This window comes from Chryseobacterium rhizosphaerae, from assembly GCF_003385455.1.
Lineage (GTDB): Bacteria > Bacteroidota > Bacteroidia > Flavobacteriales > Weeksellaceae > Chryseobacterium > Chryseobacterium rhizosphaerae.
The window spans coordinates 1-16,305 of sequence record NZ_QNUF01000012.1 but is presented as its reverse complement, the minus strand read 5'-3'; the positions used below and the strand labels follow the sequence as shown (position 1 = coordinate 16,305).

Sequence of the window (16,305 nt, the reverse complement as noted above, 5' to 3'; positions counted from 1 at the left end):
TATGAAAAATTTAAAATACGCATTAATACCAATACTCTGTATGGGATTTACATCATGTAACCAACAGGACAAGAAAAGCAGTGAAGCCCAAATTGAAGCCCGGAATGATACTCAAACGGGACCTTTCAATCTTGCTGCTCTGACGATGGGACAAAATATCAATGATATTTTAAAATCGGGAGGAATGACCTCTAAAGATACCGTACAAACCGATGAGGTAACTCTGATTGGAAATGAGAGATTAGCTTTTTCTTCAGAAGCATTATTACATTTTAATGGGATCAGTTTAGACGGTAAAAACAATAAAAACATCAATAAAGTGCTTTTACACTTTGGAAAAGTAGATCAGGAAATTGGACCTCTCGCTAATGAAAAGGATGACGAGCTGGGAATGTACCAGCTGGATATTTATACCGAACCTGAAAAAAAAGCTCTTTTTGAAAACTTAAACAAAACCCTTCAGAAACCTGTTTTTACCACAGTACATGAAAGTTTTGAATCAGACGTCAAAGACAATGAGATCATACAGACTCAAAATAAATTCAGACAGGAAGTGGCCATATGGAAAAATAAAGGAATGATCTATTATTACTGTGAAACCAAAATAGATAATAAACCTGATGAATACAGATGTAACTTATTTGTGTTTAAAAATAAAGAGTGGAAAGATCTGCTGAAAGGATCAGGATATCAGGATCTCGATAAAATTTCTCTTAATTGATCCGAACAGATAATATTTCAATTTCAATAAAATAAAACCAGTAAAAAAATAGTATATATTTCCCATGCAGCAGCCTTATTATGTAATTGACTTCAGTGCATCAGCATGTATGTTTGAGATCAGGATTAATGATTATCCGGTTATCCATATGAATGCTACCAATCAGGTATCTACCATGATCCCTGTTAACTATGCCATACTGGAAAAAGGAAAACAGACGATAACAGCCTCTATTTTACCGGTGGCAGGGCAAACCGAAATTGATAAACAGGCTGAGCTGAAATTCAATATCAAGCTTTTTGATGTTACCAATAATTTTGTGTTTGATAAACAGTTTGGAGACTATCAGTCTAAACCCGTAGAAGATAAAAAATTACCTGTGATCAGGTATGAAAGTTCGTTTGATGCCGATGTTCCTTATAAGCTTACTGCATGGCAGGACGGAATGAACCTTAAGGATGTTAAAGACTGCCGGGAAAAACTGGATCTGGCCTATAATAAAATCATCAGGCTGATTCAGAATGCCAAATATGATGAGTATAAGAAACTCATTTTAAGAAGAGAAGGAAATATGGCTCAGTCGATGTATCTGTCTCCACAGGAATCCGAAGGAAGATTCAAAGAATTACTTAATGAGTTTATGGGAGGCATGAAAATTCAGCCGATACCTGCTGATGCCATGATGATCCTGTATGCAGACAACAGAACAGCTGTCTTAAAAAGGCCAAATGGTGATGCCGCATTATATTTAATAGATCCTAAAACACAGGAAGAGCTGATGCTCGATATTACCTTCTATATTCCGCAGGGAAAAAATGAATTTGAGATCATATAATCTTGGAAATAAAATGTATTTTTGAAGGCCATCCCCATTCTTAATGAATGTTTTAATGGGCTTTCAATATCCAAATCATCTATGAAGAGCGAAAAGAAAACGTCATATACGGGATACATTGTTCTGGGAATAATAGGATTTTGTTTTCTCTATTTTATTCTGTGGACTATTTTTAAAGAGAAAATGCCGTTACATAAGTATCTGTATGAAATATCCAGTAATTATGATGCTTATGCAGAAAAAGCATTGTTTATTTTTCCTGTAGTATTTTTTGTTTTCATTTTTCTTACCTTAATGAAACCTACTTCTGCTAAACGTTTTTTAAGGTTGCAGGCATCTCTTCCAACCTCGAAAATAAAATCCTTAGCTAAAGGACTTGTAGAAGTGGAAGGAACATTGGTCATGAAAAACCCTTTACTTTCTCCGGTAGACAATGAAACCTGTATCGGGTATTATTATACCATTGAAGATATTGATAAAGATTCAGACGGTAAAGAATCTTACAGAACGATACATAGAGAAACCCAGTGTAATCCTTTTCAGATAAAAGATGAAACGGGAATTATAGAGGTAGAACCCGAAGGAATTGAATTGATCCTTCTCGGAGAAACAAATATTAGCAGCAATAATAGTAAAAGACACAAAGAAACCCTTCTGAAAGACGGTCAAAAAATGTTGTTGGTAGGCTATGCCGATGCTAAAAACGGACAGCCATTTATCAGAAAAGACGACCATTATAAAGTGCTGGGAATCACCTCTGCATCAGGAATCACGGTATGGAATAAATATCAGCCGTTGTTGAGGTCTTTTCTGTTTACCTGTTCTGTTATCCTTTTAATAATCATATTTATATTTACACAATAATGAACCAAACTGTTGCAATTATATTACTGATCCTGCTGGGTGTTGCCGTTATAAGCTTCTTCATCAATTTGTATAATAAGCTGGTGATGCTCAAATTCAATGTAGAAAAAGCCTACGGTAATATTGATGTGGTTTTGAAACAAAGAGCAGATGAAATTCCTAATCTGGTGAACGTAGCCAAACACTTTATGAGCTATGAAGAAAAGCTGCTTACACGCCTTACAGAACTGAGAACCTTTTATAACAGTACTACAGATGCTGATAAAAAGACCGAACTGGCCAATGAAACTTCAAAGGCTTTATCTTCATTCTTTGCCGTTTCTGAAAACTACCCGGAGCTTGCTTCCAATAACAACTTTTTGGAACTGCAGAAAAGAATTTCTGAACTTGAAAACAAAATAGCAGACAGAAGAGAATTTTTTAACGACAGCATTAACCTTTACAATATAGGAATTCATGAATTCCCCAATGTAATACTGGCAAAAATGCTGGGCTATAAAGACAAAACTTTACTGGAAGTAACAAACGCCGAAAAACAATATGACGGAGTTCAGTTTTAATACCTTTTTCGGACTCGAAAAACAAATGGCAGAATATCCTGAAGTCGCGATATTTGGAGCCCTGTTTTTACCTTTGCTTTTATTTATCCCTGTAGCTGTAATAGGCTGGATATTCAGAAAGCTGAAATTCAATATGTATATTATTCATGTATTGCTGTATACGCTGATGTTTACCTTTGTTATAGGAGCTCTTGCCGTATTTATACTCTTCTTTATCACGGATAGAAACGGTGTGAAATTAGCGTATTGCTGGCTCACTGTATTGATAGGGATGTTCTTTTTCAGTATGATGAATACCAATACCATTACCAAAATGTTTACCGATTGGTCAAAGATTATTAAAGAGAAGGATGCCAAGTAATTGAGGAAAGATAAGGAATAAAGAGTGCAATTCACGGCTGCTTGGTCAGATCAGCCTGCGGCTATTTCTTAGGTTTAAACATTTTAAAAATAAGCCTTTGAGTCAAAATTAATACCGCATTCTGGAGTAAGAAAATCTCTGTATTGGCAAACAGGCATAAAATAAAGGCTGGTCTCTGAAAATAGAGACCAGCCTTACTTATTGTTATCAATTCAAGATTATTTTACCAAAAACTGCATCGTTGTATTATCCAGTTTTAAAATATAAATTCCCTGACCAAGATTTTGGGTCTTAATAGAATTTCCATTTTTAAAAGGCTGATTAACCGTTTGCATCACTTTCCCCTGTACATTATAAATCTCTGCTTTTTTGATATGCTGTACATCTCCATTTACAAAGATTTCCTGATTAGTGATTGGGTTAGGAGAGATTTTAAAATTTTGAACTTTCGTTTCTAAAGCTGCAGTTTGAGCTTTTCTGGCAGTTCCACCAGGATAACATGTCCATTTAAGATCGTCAATAGCAATTCTGTTACTTGCAGAACCATTAACCAGACTTACAGTTACATTACCAGAAACATCAATATTGTTAATCGTAGTCGTCGTTGCCGTTGCACTGTAAGGAATACTTCCTACTGTGGTTCCGTTTACTTTTACATCAAGATTTCCATTACTTCCGGAAAACTTCAGCTGGGTAGTTACTGTTAAAGAACCAATACCATTGCCTGAATTACCTGATGTTAAAGAACCGCTTCTTATGGTAATAGCTTTATTGTTGACTGTTTGGTCTGTTCTGGCATCAGTAGCTGTCCAGGAGATCCCACCGTTGCTCCATGTTCTTGTAGAATAAGAGGCACTGGAGGCAGGGATGGTTTCAAAAGTTTCATTGACACAGTCTGTAGATGGATTGGTTGATCCTGCATTGGTTGTTCCTGAAACAGTAGAGCTGTTCGCGGAAGAATTTCCAGCGGCATCTTTAGCAACCACATAGAAAGTATAGGTAGTAGAAGGGGTGAGACCTGAAATAGTAGCTGTAGTAGAATTTACAGTAGTATTCAGGCTTCCGTTCATATAAACAGCGTAAGAAGAAACACCTACGTTATCAGAAGAAGCATTCCATCCAAGAGAAATGCTGTTAGATGTTTTTCCGCTAACCGCTAACCCTGTAGCCGTTGTTGGAGCCTGTGTATCATTGCTTGGCTGTTGAGATCCCCAGATAAGATTCACATAGCTTGGATTATCAATAAACGGGTTTCTATTACCCTGGTAAGTATAGGATGCATTATTTCTGTTGATTTCAGCCTGAGAAACGGGATCCTGGTTGTTCCAGGCTAAAAGAACATTAAGTTCCCATGTCTGTAAGCCCGGAAATGTAGAACTTCCCAGCATATTTCCTGAAGAAAAAGAAGAAAGCTTACTCTGATAACGGGTTACAAAATAAAAGATCATACGTGCCACATCACCTTTAAACTCATCGATCGGTTCGAAAACAGTTCCTGAATATCCTGAAGAAGTAGAATTTCCAAGCTTAGATCCGTTTTTAGATGTAAAAGTAGCACTTCCCACCTGTCCGAAAGGATAATTACTTCTCATACCGTTTACCTTTCCGTCAGTAGCTCTGATGAAATGAATATCAGAAACCATAGGGGAAGATTGATTAAATAAACTTTGAGGAACAATATGCTCTCTGTTATAGCAATTTCCTTCCGTAGAATAAGTACCACACTGATTGGTGCCCGGTGTATAGTTATAAGGATCTGCTCCTACAGGCTTTTCTGAGTAAATATCAAGGATAGACCCATCATTTTCATAATTCTTATCAATATCAGTGGTTTTATACCCGGTCCACAATCCGTTGTAACCTTTATCCTGATGTCCATTGGTAATAATGGTGCTTAATTCCGTTTTCAAAGCAGCACCGCTCAGTCCGTTGGCAGAATTGTAATATCCTGCAGGAGCCTGAGCATTGGCAAGGCCTGCAAAAACAGAAAATAAAATGATTTTTTTCATACTAATATTATTTCCAGCAAGAATACTACATTTTTATGAATAAAAAATTACATAATTATTAATTTTCAATAAGCAATATTGTGCTTTGCATAATAAGCGATTAAGTAGTATTGTTCATTAAAATAGGATAGAGGTGCAAGGAGAATTTTTTAGCAAATCGGTATGTAAAAATAGGATAAGTGCTGAAAGTCTGCATCATAATTCAACAGGATCAGACTTCAGTTTTGTTTGTTAATTAAAATCATCCTGTATCAGAGTTATTCTAAACCTGTTCTTATAGCCATCATAAAAAATGCCGGCACAAATGTACCGGCATCTATAATAAGTGCTTTAATTTATTTCCTTTGTGGCGGATAATTTTTCATGATCTCAGCAAGAATTTCCGGAATTTGTCTCTGTTTGGATTTTGGTGAATCCACAGAAATCCCACTTCCGATACCTTGCCAAACTAATTTGTTTGTTTTTGAATCGATAAGATCTACGATCAATGCTCCTTCATTATAATTGCTGGTCCATGTTCTGCTCATTCCTACGCCCCATCCGAACGGGCCTCCCCAGCCCCACATTCCGTAAGGTGATGAAGAATTGATATCCGTTACTTTTTTATGATTGGCTTTTACGTTGACGATCAGATCAGGATTCTCTCCGGACTGAAGTCCTTTGCTTTGAAGCTGTCTTGATAATTCATTCAAAACCCTGTCTTTATCAATATCATTCAATTTCAAATCATCAATTCTTATTTTATAGGTTTTATAAGAATTGAAATTGGCTGTTTCAGCATAATCAGAACGTACCTGAAAAGGGCTACATGAAGTAAGACCTAATGTAGCAGAAGCCAACAAGATAAAAATATATTTTTTCATTTTATTTATTTTTTTTATCGTTTTTAATGAATGTATCTGTCTTTTTATCATACCCGTAAGGACAGTGTCTGCAGCCGCTTTTACAGCAATGTCCTCTTTTCAGATGAAATTTTTCTGTAAAAACCTTGTATCCCTGTTCGTTGTAGTAAAAGTCCTCACCTTCTTTGATGTCAAAATGGGCCATAAGTTAAACGTTAGTCAAAAAACTTTTTATATTTGTTGTTATGATAATTGTATGCCAAAAGCCTTTAAAAAAATTAAAAATTAACGGCATTGCTCTCTTTCCCTTTATCTTCATTAGGAAACCCGAAGATAAGGAAAATAAAGTACTTATCAATCACGAAAAGATCCATTTAAGACAGCAGCTGGAGATGCTTATTATTTTCTTTTATATTTTCTATGTCATCGAATATTATTATTGGCTTTTCAAATTAAAAGATGGATATCTGGCCTATAAAAGGATTTCATTTGAAAGAGAAGCTTACGCAAGAGAAAAAGATTTGAATTATCTCAAAACAAGAAAACTGTGGGGGTTTTGGAAATATATAAAATGATAAAGCTCTGTTTTTTATTTTTCCATTCATTGTCAAAATCCTGTTGAGTTTTCTGAGGCTCAAAATATTTGTCGTGATTTCTCCTGATATCATAGAGAATAGCATTACCTAATAAGTTCTTTTGTAAGAATCAGGTATTACTGAATTACAATATAATCTGATTATCTACCAGAGCTTATTCCATTTAATAGAAGTGGGCTTTAGCCCGCTTACGAATAAACATTTATCCCTTGGCTTTAGCCAAAACCTACTCATTGAAATATTTTTGGTGATTGGTCGTAAAATGTGGCTGAGATCCCTACGGGATGACAAAGATTGTGGATAGCTGCTATTTACATGGTCATATTTGAGTTATTATTTCAAAAAACAGATTCTATAGAGTTTGTCATTTTGTAAGAATCAGGTATTACTGAATTACAATATAATCTGATTATCTACCAGAGCTTATTCCATTTAATAGAAGTGGGCTTTAGCCCGCTTACGAATAAACATTTATCCCTTGGCTTTAGCCAAAACCTACTCATTGAAATATTTTTGATGATTGGTCGTAAAATATGGCTGAGATCCCTATGGGATGACAAAGATTGTGGATATCTGCTACTTACATGGTCATATTTGAGTTATTATTTCAAAAAACAGATTCTATAGAGTTTGTCATTTTGTAAGAATCTGGTATTACTAAATTACAATATAATCTGATTATGTACCAGAGCTTATTCCATTTAATAGAAGTGGGCTTTAGCCCGCTTACGAAGAAACATTCAACCATTGGCTTTAGCCAAAACCTAGTAAATACATTCTTCCACGAAAATACCTCATCAGAATTTCGACAGCTGTTGAAACCTATAAGGAAATAAATCTTTTGTTATTTTTGCAATCAATAAACCTTGAGTAGTTCAAAAATAAACATGTTATTACAACTTCCCACAGAACCTGTTCCCATTCAGGAAATTTTCACTGATAAAAAGGTGAGCCTTTTTATCAAAAGAGAAGACCTTATCCATCCTCAAGTTTCAGGAAATAAATACTGGAAACTTTTCTATAATATCAATAAGTATCTGGAAAAAAATCCTGAAAACCCTTATGTTATTACCTTTGGAGGAGCCTTCTCGAATCATATTTCTGCAGTTTCTGCTGCCGGGAACATGGCGGGTATTCCAACATTGGGAATTATAAGAGGGGAAGAGCTGCAGAATAAATGGCGGGATAACCCTACTTTGGTTTTTGCCAAAAGAAATGGGATGAACCTGAAATTTGTCACCCGTGAGGAGTACCGTCATAAAGAAAAACTCACTGAATTCCTGCAACAGGAGTTCCCTGATGCGTTGATCGTTCCGGAAGGAGGTACCAATGAAGAGGCCGTGGAGGGGATAAAAATGATGCTCAATGAGCAAACAAAAGATTTTGACTATCTTTGCACCGCAGTGGGAACAGGAGGGACCATTGCCGGAATCTCAAGATTTTGTGAAGAAAATCAGAACGTTATAGGATTTAAGGTCGTTGACGATACTTCACTGGAGAAAAAAATAGGAGAATTAACTTTGAAACATAATTTTAATCTAATAGATTCAAGTTTTGGAGGTTATGGTAAAATAAATGATGAAAACATTCGTTTTATCAATGATTTTAAAGAGAAATATAATATTCCTTTAGAACCGATTTATACAGGAAAGATGATGCAGAGGGTTTTTGAATTGATGGAGCAAGACTACTTTCCTGAAAACAGCAGGATATTGTGCTTTCATACAGGAGGATTACAGGGGATTGAGGGAGCAAATCTGCTTTTAGAAAAACAGAATAGAAATTTAATTATATAAGTAAAATTGAAAAACATGAAAAGACTTTTCTTATTAATAAGCCTTTTAGTTTTATCAAAATTTTCTGCCCAAAGTTGGGCAACTGAAGATCAGTATATCCAAAAATTCGCTAAATATGCGGTAGAGGAGATGGAAAAATATAAAATTCCGGCTTCTATTACCCTTGCTCAGGGACTGCTGGAAACAGGAGGAGGGCAAAGCAGACTGGCGCTGGAGGGTAAAAACCACTTTGGAATAAAATGCAAGGAAGACTGGACAGGTAAAACAATGAAACATACAGATGATGCACCTAATGAATGCTTCCGTGTGTATGAAGATCCAAGACAGTCTTATGAAGACCATTCCATATTTTTATCTACAAGGAAATACTACGCCAATCTTTTTAATCTGGATATGAAGGATTATAGAGCCTGGGCTTATGGTCTTAAAAAAGCGGGATATGCCACCAATCCACGTTATGCTTCCATCCTGATTACTAAAATTGAAAAATACAGATTATACGAATACGACAATACCAGTTCTAATGAAGTATTGTATGCCGTTCTAAAAATGTATCCGGATCTTAAGGATGACAGAGCTTTCATGGCACAGCTTGAACCTTCAAAAATGGGTAAAAAAGCTAAAGATCCTGTTACTGTAGAAGTTCCTTACAAGCAAACCTCTTATGCACAGCAGCAGAAAAGAGTGGAGAGAATCAAAACAAAAGCGGAGATTCTTAATTCTATTCTAATCAAAAGCCATCCAAATGATGGTCTGAAGTATATTGTTATTCCTGAAGATACTAACGTACAGTTTATTGCCAATAAATTTAAAGTGAGCGAAAGCAGACTGATGAAATGGAATGAGCTGGAAAACGATGTATTAAAGAAAAACGATATTGTTTTCCTTGAGTCTAAAAATTCTTCGGGAAATACGGCAACTTACAAGGCTGCATCAGGGGAAGATATGCATGATATCGCCCAGAAATTCGGAATCAAATTACATAAATTATATGCTAAAAACAGAATGGATGAAGGACAGCAGCCATCTGCAGGACAGTTAATTTATTTAATAGATAAAAAACCAAGAAATTAATTTTTGTTGATAAAGGATCATTAGCGGTTACTTATTAACTGTTGATCAATTCTTGTCAACCCGTAACTAATATATGAAGTATCAAAGAAGTTCGGCTTTATTTGATGAAGCCTACAAATACATTCCGGGAGGAGTAAACTCTCCGGTTCGCGCATTCAAATCAGTGGGAGGAGTTCCTGTTTTCATGAAATCGGCAAAAGGAGCTTACCTTACCGATGCAGATGATAATACGTATATCGATTACATCAATTCATGGGGCCCTGCCATCTTAGGACATACCCATCCTGAAGTTTTGGAAGAACTGAAAATTCAGGCTGAGAAAGGTTTTTCTTTCGGTGCTCCTACAGAACTGGAAACAGAAATTGCAAAATTCATCATTGAAAATGTACCTAATATTGACCAGATCAGAATGGTTTCTTCAGGAACTGAGGCATGTATGAGTGCCATCAGACTGGCAAGAGGGTATACAGGAAGAGATAAAATTGTAAAATTTGAAGGTTGCTACCACGGACATTCAGATTCATTCCTGATTAAAGCAGGAAGTGGAGCTGCTACCTTCGGAAATCCCAATTCTCCGGGAGTAACAGCAGGAACAGCTAAAGATACTTTATTAGCCCGTTATAATGATTTTGAACAGGTTGAAGATCTGTTCCGTCATAATCAGGGTGAAATTGCAGCAGTGATCATCGAGCCTGTTGCAGGAAATATGGGTTGTGTTTTACCCGAAAATAATTTTCTTCAAAATTTAAGAAGAATCTGTGACGAAAATGGGGCTTTACTTATTTTTGATGAAGTAATGACCGGTTTCAGATTGGCTTTTGGTGGAGCTCAGGAGCTTTTCAATGTGAAAGCTGACCTGGTAACCTATGGAAAGGTAATCGGTGGAGGTCTGCCGGTAGGTGCTTTTGCCGGAAGAAATGAAATTATGGATCATCTGGCTCCAAAAGGAGGCGTATATCAGGCTGGAACGTTAAGTGGAAATCCACTGGCTATGAGAGCAGGATTAAAAACCCTTCAGCTTATTAAAAATGATTCGGAATTCTTCAACAGACTGAATAAAACAACAGAAACTTTAGATTTTGAAATCGGAAAAATTTTAAATGAAAAAGGAATTGCCCATAAGATCAACAGAAAAGGGTCTATGATGTCTGTATTCTTCCATATCAACAGAGTTTCAAATTTTGATGAAGCTCAGGAAGCCAATCATTCGTTATTTAATAACTTCTTCCATCAGATGCTGCAAAATGGAGTGTATCTTCCACCAAGCGGATATGAAACTTATTTCATCAGCGATGCGATCAAGGAGAAAGAAATTGATATGACGCTGGAAGCAGTAAGGAAATTTGAATATTCTAATAAATAATAAAAAAGACCGGATTTTAATCTGGTCTTTTTTTTTGGGTAACAGGACTCAATCTATCAATCTTTTAAAGGGGAATCTCTACTTCTAGAGTTAAAGAGCCTGTTTAAATTTTATTCAGGAATTCTTATATATTTTGTTGACAAGACTCAATAGGTCAGTTTGAAATTATTTTTTTGATCAAAAAGATGAACGCAAAGTTGATGAATAATTCCGCTTTATTGTAAGCGGGCAAAGTGATGCGACTTCGTCGCTGATGAAGACATATGCTTATCCATGCGCTTCGACGAGTCAACGAAGTTGATTCTATCCTTTGCTCCCTTAAAATATGGATAATGTTTGTGTTAGAAAAACATATCATCAGTACATTAGAAATTTAAACAGACTTAAAGTCATCGTTTGTTTTTTACCTGTTTTTAGATCATACCCTATAAAAACAAATTTTCAAAGCATAAATCATACAGATTTTGTAATAAACCATACACTTTGTTCCTGATCATTCTTTTTAATTTTGTCATAAATAGATTGGAAATGATGACTTCAGACAATAATATATCCCGTAAGGATTTTATCAGGAATTCTGCATGGGCAATGGCCGGATTAACTTTACTCCCTAATATCATGACAGCATCACCTTTTTTGGATGAGAAAAATATATTGGCGAAAGGAAAATTAAGCCTTAAAAATGTCCGTTTGGAAACCGGGTTTGAATATCAGGAAGGAGAAGTTGCATCCACCAAGACGGATCTGTTTTATATAGAAGTTGAGCATGGAAAGATCACAAAAATTGCTCCCAACCAACCTCATGCTAAAGCAGTAGACGGAAAAGGATTACTTATGCTTCCCGCATTTAAAGACATGCATATTCATCTCGATAAAACATTTTATGGAGATCAATGGCAGGCCGTGAGAAAAAGAACCGGCGGTATCAAAGGGATGATAGAACTGGAGCAGAAAATGCTTCCTGAGATGTTGAAAAATTCAACTTTTAAAGCCGAAAAACTGATCGAACTGTTGCAGTCAAAAGGAACCTCATATGCCAGAAGCCATGTGAATATTGAACCTACTTCAAAACTTCAATCATTAAAAAACCTTCAAAAGGCTTTAGAGAATAAGAAGAAAGGTTTTGGAGCAGAGCTGGTTGCTTTTCCTCAGCATGGGGTATTCTATACCGATTCAGCTCCTTATCTGAAAGAGGCTGCGAAGATGGATATTGATTTCATTGGGGGGGTAGATCCATTCAATATTGACGGAAATATTGAAAAAGTAATGGATTTTACCGTTCAGTTGGCATTGGATCATCAAAAGGGAATAGATATTCATTTGCATGAAACCGGAGATTCCGGATTGAAAACCGTAGAATATCTTATTAAAAAAGTGAATGAAAACCCTTCTTTAAAAGGGAAAACTTATATAAGTCACTGTTTCATCCTGGCTAAGCTGGAGAATACACAACAGGAAGAAATAGCCGAAAAATTAGCGGAGGCCCAAATAGGAATTGTTTCTACGATTCCTTTTGGAAGAATGATTATGCCTATTCCAACCTTATATAAGCATAATGTAAAGGTATTGACAGGTAATGACAGTATTGTAGACCACTGGAATACTTTCGGAACAGGAAGTGTGCTGGAGAAAGCCAACCTGATGGCCCAGTTATATGGGTATTCTACAGAATTTTTACTGTCAAGAAGTTTAAAACTGGCGACAGGAAATATCCTTCCATTAGATGATAAAGGAAATCAGCAGTGGCCCAAAACAGGTGACCAGGCAGATTTTGTATTGCTGAAGGCAAGCTGCTCTGCAGAAGCTGTATCTAGGATTTCAAATGTTGAATCATTGGTGCATCAGGGAAATGTAGTCTTTTAAGTTTTCGGCCTAAAAATAAACGATTATGAAAGTTTTAGTATTTCTTTTAACATTCGGAAGTATGAGTGCCTGCGGAGAGAAACCGGTTGATTTCTCAAAAGAAGATACGAGACCTCAGGAAAATATTATAGAAAAGGTGAAAAACAATGATCTCACGGCCGTAAAATCTGCTTTAGAAAATGGAGCGGATGTTAATACTCAGGATAAAAGGGGACGTTCATTATTACTGCTGGCAACAGTAGAAAAGAATATAGAAATGGCAAAGCTGCTTGTTTCGTATAAAGCCGATGTGAACCTCCAGGATCATCAGAAAGACAGTCCGTTTTTATATGCAGGAGCAAGCGGGCAGACAGAATTGGTGATATTATTTCTGGATAACGGAGCCCGTTTTGATTTGTATAACCGATATAATGGTACCGCATTAATTCCGGCATGTGAACGGGGATATGTAGAAACTGTAAAAGTTTTAGTAAAGGCAAAAGGTTTCCCAATCAATCACGTGAACCGCTTAGGATGGACGGCATTAATGGAAGCCGTGATCCTTGGAAATGGTACCCGGAAATATCAGGAAATCGTGCAGATTTTAAAAGATAATGGCGCAGATATCAACATTCCTGACCATTCAGGGAAGACTCCTTTGGAACATGCAGAATCACTAGGTTTTAAAGAAATAGCTGAGATCTTAACATCATAGCATGCCATAGGAGTAGGCGTAGAAGTGCAAAGAGTTAAGCTGTATTGAGTTTTATCCTTTTGTCTTTGCATTACTTAATATCCTGTAATTGATAAATTTAGATATATTTTAGTTTGTGTTTGAACCACAAAGGATTCAGTATTTGTTTCTTTTGTGGTTATTTTAATTTTTCTCTCATAATTTTTATTAATTTTAGGAGAAATTCAGGTAGTGTGGGTTATCATACGGATCATTTTCCCATTTTAGGAATTCAGGAGTTTAGTGAGAATCAGCTTAAGGGCTGCAATCTGCTGTTTAACGAACTTTACGGGGCACGTTCTATTGATGATCCCCATAAACACGATTTTTTTATCATTAATCTTTTTGAAAAGGGAGTTGGTTCTCATACCATTGATTTCGTAGAATATCAGGTGAAAGATTTCCAGATCCATCTTGTTTTTCCGGATCAGGTGCATCAATGGGTGATTGAAAAAGAAACAATAGGGTACCAGCTGATGATCAGCAGGGATTGGTTTGAAAGTTTTCTGCCTTCATTAAGATTTTCCGCATCCTATTACCAGAACCATCCGGTGATCAATCTTTCCCAGGATATTTTTACCACTTTCAGATATGAATTTCAGGCAATCCAGAAAGAACTGAATGGAGATAAGGTTTTTTGGGAACTGATCCAGAAGAGAAGTGAGCTGATAGGCCTGTTGGTAAGTAAGTCTGTGGAAGGTGCTTTCAAAGATTTTGAAGTCTATAATTCAAATCCTATTATTTCAAAATTCTTACATCTGATTGATGAACATTTTAAAACTGAAAGATCCGTTTCTTTCTATGCAGATAAACTTAATATTTCTGCCAATTATCTGAATATTGTCTGCAAAAAAAATCTCAATGCTTCAGCATCATCCCTTATTCAGGACAGAATTTTATTAGAAGCAAAACGTCTTCTGAAAGTTTCTGAAATGTCTGTAAAAGACATTGTATATGATCTTGGTTTTTATGACCATGCCAGCTTTTCGAAATTCTTTAAGGCACAAACCGGGATGACTCCCTCTCAGTTTAAAGAATAATTTGTACAACATATGACATAATTGATACACCGGTTTTGAGGAAGAGCTGATGTAATTTTGTATTGTTAAAATTTTAAATCATGCAATTTCCATATCAATTAGCTGCAAAAGGAAAATACTCACTGAAAAATGTCCGCCTGGAGACAGGTTTTGAATACGAAAATGAAGAGGTAACAGGTACAAAAACAGATCTTTTCAGTATTGACATTGAAGATGGGAAAATAAAAGCAGTAAAAATTAATGAACCGGCTTCAAACGCTATAGATGCTAAAGGATATCTGATGCTTCCTGCTTTCAGAGATATGCACATCCATTTGGATAAAACATTATACGGACTTCCATGGCAGGCACTCTCTCCGAAAAGGAGAACGGTAAAAGATATGATTGCCTATGAACAGGAGATTATTCCTGAACTGTTAAAAACTTCTGTAGAAAGAGCTGAACAGCTCATCAACCTGCAGCAACATTATGGGACTCATTTTGCAAGAACCCATTTTAATATTGATCCTACTTCGGGATTACAATCACTTGAACATCTGGAGCAGGCCCTTGAAAATAAAAAAGACTCTTTCAAAGCTGAGCTGGTGGCTTTCCCACAGCATGGAGTATATTATACCGATACAGCTCCTTTACTGAAAGAAGCGGCACAGCTGAAAAGTGTAGGCTTTATTGGGGGACTTGATCCTTTAAGTATTGATGGAAGTATCGAAAAGGTAATGGACTTTACCGTTCAGTTGGCTTTAGATCATCATAAAGGAATTGATATTCACCTCCATGAGGTAGGAGAATCAGGTATGAAAACCATGAATTACCTGATCGATAAAGCTATTGAAAACCCGGAACTTCAAGGGAAAATATTTGTAAGTCATGCTTTTGCTTTAGCCCATCTTTCTCCAAAAGAAACAGAACAGATTGCTGAAAGGCTGGCTGAAGGGAAAGTGGGAATAGCATCTTCTGTCCCGTTCAAAGGAACTGTAATGCCTATACCTACCTTAAAGAAATATGGGGTGAATGTATTGATAGGAAACGATAATGTACAGGATTACTGGAGTACTTTCGGATCAGGAAATATGCTGCAGAAAGCAAACCTGATCGCTGAACTGTATGGATATGCGACAGAGCTGGCATTATCAAGAGCACTGCAGTTTGCTACCCAGAGTATTCTTCCACTGGATGAAAAAGGAAAACAGCAGTGGCCTAAAGCAGGAGATGAAGCGGCTATTATTCTTACCAATGCATCATGCTCCGCAGAAGCTGTTTCCAGGATGACCACAATAGAAGCCCTGATGAATGACGGGAATCTGTTTTGGAGAAATTAGAAAGAATATATATTTTTTATATACACTTGTTTTTTGTAGATCAGCCATCGGATTTTTCCGGTGGTTGATTGTTTACAGCTTGTCTGAAAGTATATGACTTGTATATCCAGAGCAAAATGAAAGTGAGTCGTCCTAAAATAGGTTGACATAAAATTAAACAATATTTAATTCGGAGATGCATTTGTTTCTTCGGATTTTTTATGGACTGTATCTGGTGTTTGCATATTAAGACTTAGATGTGGTCTTTTCGTATTATAAAGCCAAATACTTTCTTTTATTAATGAACTTAAGTGGTGCATATTTTTTGTTTTACAAAAAAGAAACTCCTGCTTTAATATCCCATTAATTCT

Annotated in this window: 17 protein-coding genes; 13 read left to right on the top strand and 4 right to left on the bottom strand. The window is 36.2% G+C overall.

Translation table 11 applies throughout. The features are described from left to right. Position 1 precedes the first annotated feature (1 nt). From DRF57_RS11870 to DRF57_RS11850, 5 genes are all read left to right on the top strand, one after another. Positions 2 to 721 carry a hypothetical protein gene (locus DRF57_RS11870; RefSeq protein WP_123863316.1) on the top strand — a complete coding sequence of 240 codons (720 nt, stop codon included), beginning with the start codon at positions 2 to 4 and terminating at the stop codon, positions 719 to 721. Positions 722 to 785: 64 nt separating this feature from the next. Beyond that, positions 786 to 1,556, top strand: a complete 771-nt coding sequence (locus DRF57_RS11865; RefSeq protein WP_115918679.1) for a hypothetical protein — start codon at positions 786 to 788, stop codon at positions 1,554 to 1,556. An 81-nt stretch (positions 1,557 to 1,637) separates the two neighbouring features. Continuing rightward, entirely contained in the window at positions 1,638 to 2,420 is a 783-nt protein-coding gene (locus DRF57_RS11860; protein ID WP_115918677.1) for a hypothetical protein, read from the top strand. After that, positions 2,420 to 2,980 (top strand): LemA family protein, encoded by a 561-nt coding sequence (locus tag DRF57_RS11855; RefSeq protein ID WP_047492265.1) that lies wholly within the window; start codon positions 2,420 to 2,422, stop codon positions 2,978 to 2,980. Before DRF57_RS11860 ends, DRF57_RS11855 begins: the two co-directional genes overlap by 1 nt. Continuing rightward, positions 2,961 to 3,341, top strand: a complete 381-nt coding sequence (locus DRF57_RS11850; protein WP_115918675.1) for a hypothetical protein — start codon at positions 2,961 to 2,963, stop codon at positions 3,339 to 3,341. Before DRF57_RS11855 ends, DRF57_RS11850 begins: the two co-directional genes overlap by 20 nt. A gap of 218 nt (positions 3,342 to 3,559) precedes the next feature. Here the strand turns inward: DRF57_RS11850 and DRF57_RS11845 are convergent, their stop codons facing one another. From DRF57_RS11845 to DRF57_RS11835, 3 genes are all read right to left on the bottom strand, one after another. Continuing rightward, positions 3,560 to 5,350, bottom strand: a complete 1,791-nt coding sequence (locus DRF57_RS11845; RefSeq protein WP_115918673.1) for an endonuclease — start codon at positions 5,348 to 5,350, stop codon at positions 3,560 to 3,562. 335 nt (positions 5,351 to 5,685) lie between these two features. Beyond that, positions 5,686 to 6,213: a DUF4136 domain-containing protein gene (locus tag DRF57_RS11840; protein ID WP_047492272.1), complete on the bottom strand. Its 528-nt coding sequence runs from the start codon at positions 6,211 to 6,213 to the stop codon at positions 5,686 to 5,688. A 1-nt stretch (position 6,214) separates the two neighbouring features. Then, complete coding sequence (locus tag DRF57_RS11835) at positions 6,215 to 6,397, bottom strand: DUF5522 domain-containing protein (RefSeq protein WP_047492275.1); 183 nt, start codon at positions 6,395 to 6,397, stop codon at positions 6,215 to 6,217. A gap of 40 nt (positions 6,398 to 6,437) precedes the next feature. On the opposite strand from DRF57_RS11835, the gene DRF57_RS11830 reads away from it, so the two are divergent. The 8 genes from DRF57_RS11830 to DRF57_RS11795 all read left to right on the top strand — a co-directional run bounded on the left by DRF57_RS11830 (position 6,438) and on the right by DRF57_RS11795 (position 15,955). Next, positions 6,438 to 6,767 (top strand): hypothetical protein, encoded by a 330-nt coding sequence (locus DRF57_RS11830; RefSeq protein ID WP_115918671.1) that lies wholly within the window; start codon positions 6,438 to 6,440, stop codon positions 6,765 to 6,767. 908 nt (positions 6,768 to 7,675) lie between these two features. After that, positions 7,676 to 8,584 (top strand): 1-aminocyclopropane-1-carboxylate deaminase/D-cysteine desulfhydrase, encoded by a 909-nt coding sequence (locus tag DRF57_RS11825; protein ID WP_115918669.1) that lies wholly within the window; start codon positions 7,676 to 7,678, stop codon positions 8,582 to 8,584. A gap of 15 nt (positions 8,585 to 8,599) precedes the next feature. Further along, a complete protein-coding gene (locus DRF57_RS11820) occupies positions 8,600 to 9,658 on the top strand; it encodes a glucosaminidase domain-containing protein (protein WP_047492285.1) in 1,059 nt (352 codons plus the stop codon). 73 nt (positions 9,659 to 9,731) lie between these two features. Further along, entirely contained in the window at positions 9,732 to 11,021 is a 1,290-nt protein-coding gene (hemL, locus tag DRF57_RS11815) for a glutamate-1-semialdehyde 2,1-aminomutase (RefSeq protein WP_115918667.1), read from the top strand. Between the two features lie 528 nt (positions 11,022 to 11,549). Further along, positions 11,550 to 12,884, top strand: coding sequence for an amidohydrolase (locus tag DRF57_RS11810; protein ID WP_115918665.1), 1,335 nt, complete (start codon positions 11,550 to 11,552; stop codon positions 12,882 to 12,884). A gap of 25 nt (positions 12,885 to 12,909) precedes the next feature. Next, positions 12,910 to 13,578 (top strand): ankyrin repeat domain-containing protein, encoded by a 669-nt coding sequence (locus DRF57_RS11805; protein ID WP_047492293.1) that lies wholly within the window; start codon positions 12,910 to 12,912, stop codon positions 13,576 to 13,578. A 212-nt stretch (positions 13,579 to 13,790) separates the two neighbouring features. Then, a complete protein-coding gene (locus DRF57_RS11800) occupies positions 13,791 to 14,636 on the top strand; it encodes an AraC family transcriptional regulator (RefSeq protein ID WP_115918663.1) in 846 nt (281 codons plus the stop codon). An 80-nt stretch (positions 14,637 to 14,716) separates the two neighbouring features. Continuing rightward, a complete protein-coding gene (locus DRF57_RS11795; protein WP_115918661.1) occupies positions 14,717 to 15,955 on the top strand; it encodes an amidohydrolase in 1,239 nt (412 codons plus the stop codon). Between the two features lie 164 nt (positions 15,956 to 16,119). Here the strand turns inward: DRF57_RS11795 and DRF57_RS11790 are convergent. Further along, positions 16,120 to 16,305, bottom strand: a 186-nt coding sequence (locus DRF57_RS11790; RefSeq protein ID WP_157969888.1) for an integrase core domain-containing protein, incomplete at its 5' end; no start/stop codon positions are given.

Bases quoted from the DNA above. Each gene is read 5' to 3' on its own strand.
- DRF57_RS11830 (WP_115918671.1), top strand. From the start codon at position 6,438: ATGATAATTGTATGCCAAAAGCCTTTAAAAAAATTAAAAATTAACGGC.
- DRF57_RS11850 (WP_115918675.1), top strand. From the start codon at position 2,961: ATGACGGAGTTCAGTTTTAATACCTTTTTCGGACTCGAAAAACAAATG.
- DRF57_RS11835 (WP_047492275.1), bottom strand. From the start codon at position 6,397: ATGGCCCATTTTGACATCAAAGAAGGTGAGGACTTTTACTACAACGAA.
- DRF57_RS11870 (WP_123863316.1), top strand. From the start codon at position 2: ATGAAAAATTTAAAATACGCATTAATACCAATACTCTGTATGGGATTT.
- DRF57_RS11805 (WP_047492293.1), top strand. From the start codon at position 12,910: ATGAAAGTTTTAGTATTTCTTTTAACATTCGGAAGTATGAGTGCCTGC.
- DRF57_RS11840 (WP_047492272.1), bottom strand. From the start codon at position 6,213: ATGAAAAAATATATTTTTATCTTGTTGGCTTCTGCTACATTAGGTCTT.
- DRF57_RS11810 (WP_115918665.1), top strand. From the start codon at position 11,550: ATGATGACTTCAGACAATAATATATCCCGTAAGGATTTTATCAGGAAT.
- DRF57_RS11855 (WP_047492265.1), top strand. From the start codon at position 2,420: ATGAACCAAACTGTTGCAATTATATTACTGATCCTGCTGGGTGTTGCC.
- hemL (WP_115918667.1), top strand. From the start codon at position 9,732: ATGAAGTATCAAAGAAGTTCGGCTTTATTTGATGAAGCCTACAAATAC.
- DRF57_RS11825 (WP_115918669.1), top strand. From the start codon at position 7,676: ATGTTATTACAACTTCCCACAGAACCTGTTCCCATTCAGGAAATTTTC.
- DRF57_RS11845 (WP_115918673.1), bottom strand. From the start codon at position 5,350: ATGAAAAAAATCATTTTATTTTCTGTTTTTGCAGGCCTTGCCAATGCT.
- DRF57_RS11795 (WP_115918661.1), top strand. From the start codon at position 14,717: ATGCAATTTCCATATCAATTAGCTGCAAAAGGAAAATACTCACTGAAA.
- DRF57_RS11865 (WP_115918679.1), top strand. From the start codon at position 786: ATGCAGCAGCCTTATTATGTAATTGACTTCAGTGCATCAGCATGTATG.
- DRF57_RS11860 (WP_115918677.1), top strand. From the start codon at position 1,638: ATGAAGAGCGAAAAGAAAACGTCATATACGGGATACATTGTTCTGGGA.
- DRF57_RS11820 (WP_047492285.1), top strand. From the start codon at position 8,600: ATGAAAAGACTTTTCTTATTAATAAGCCTTTTAGTTTTATCAAAATTT.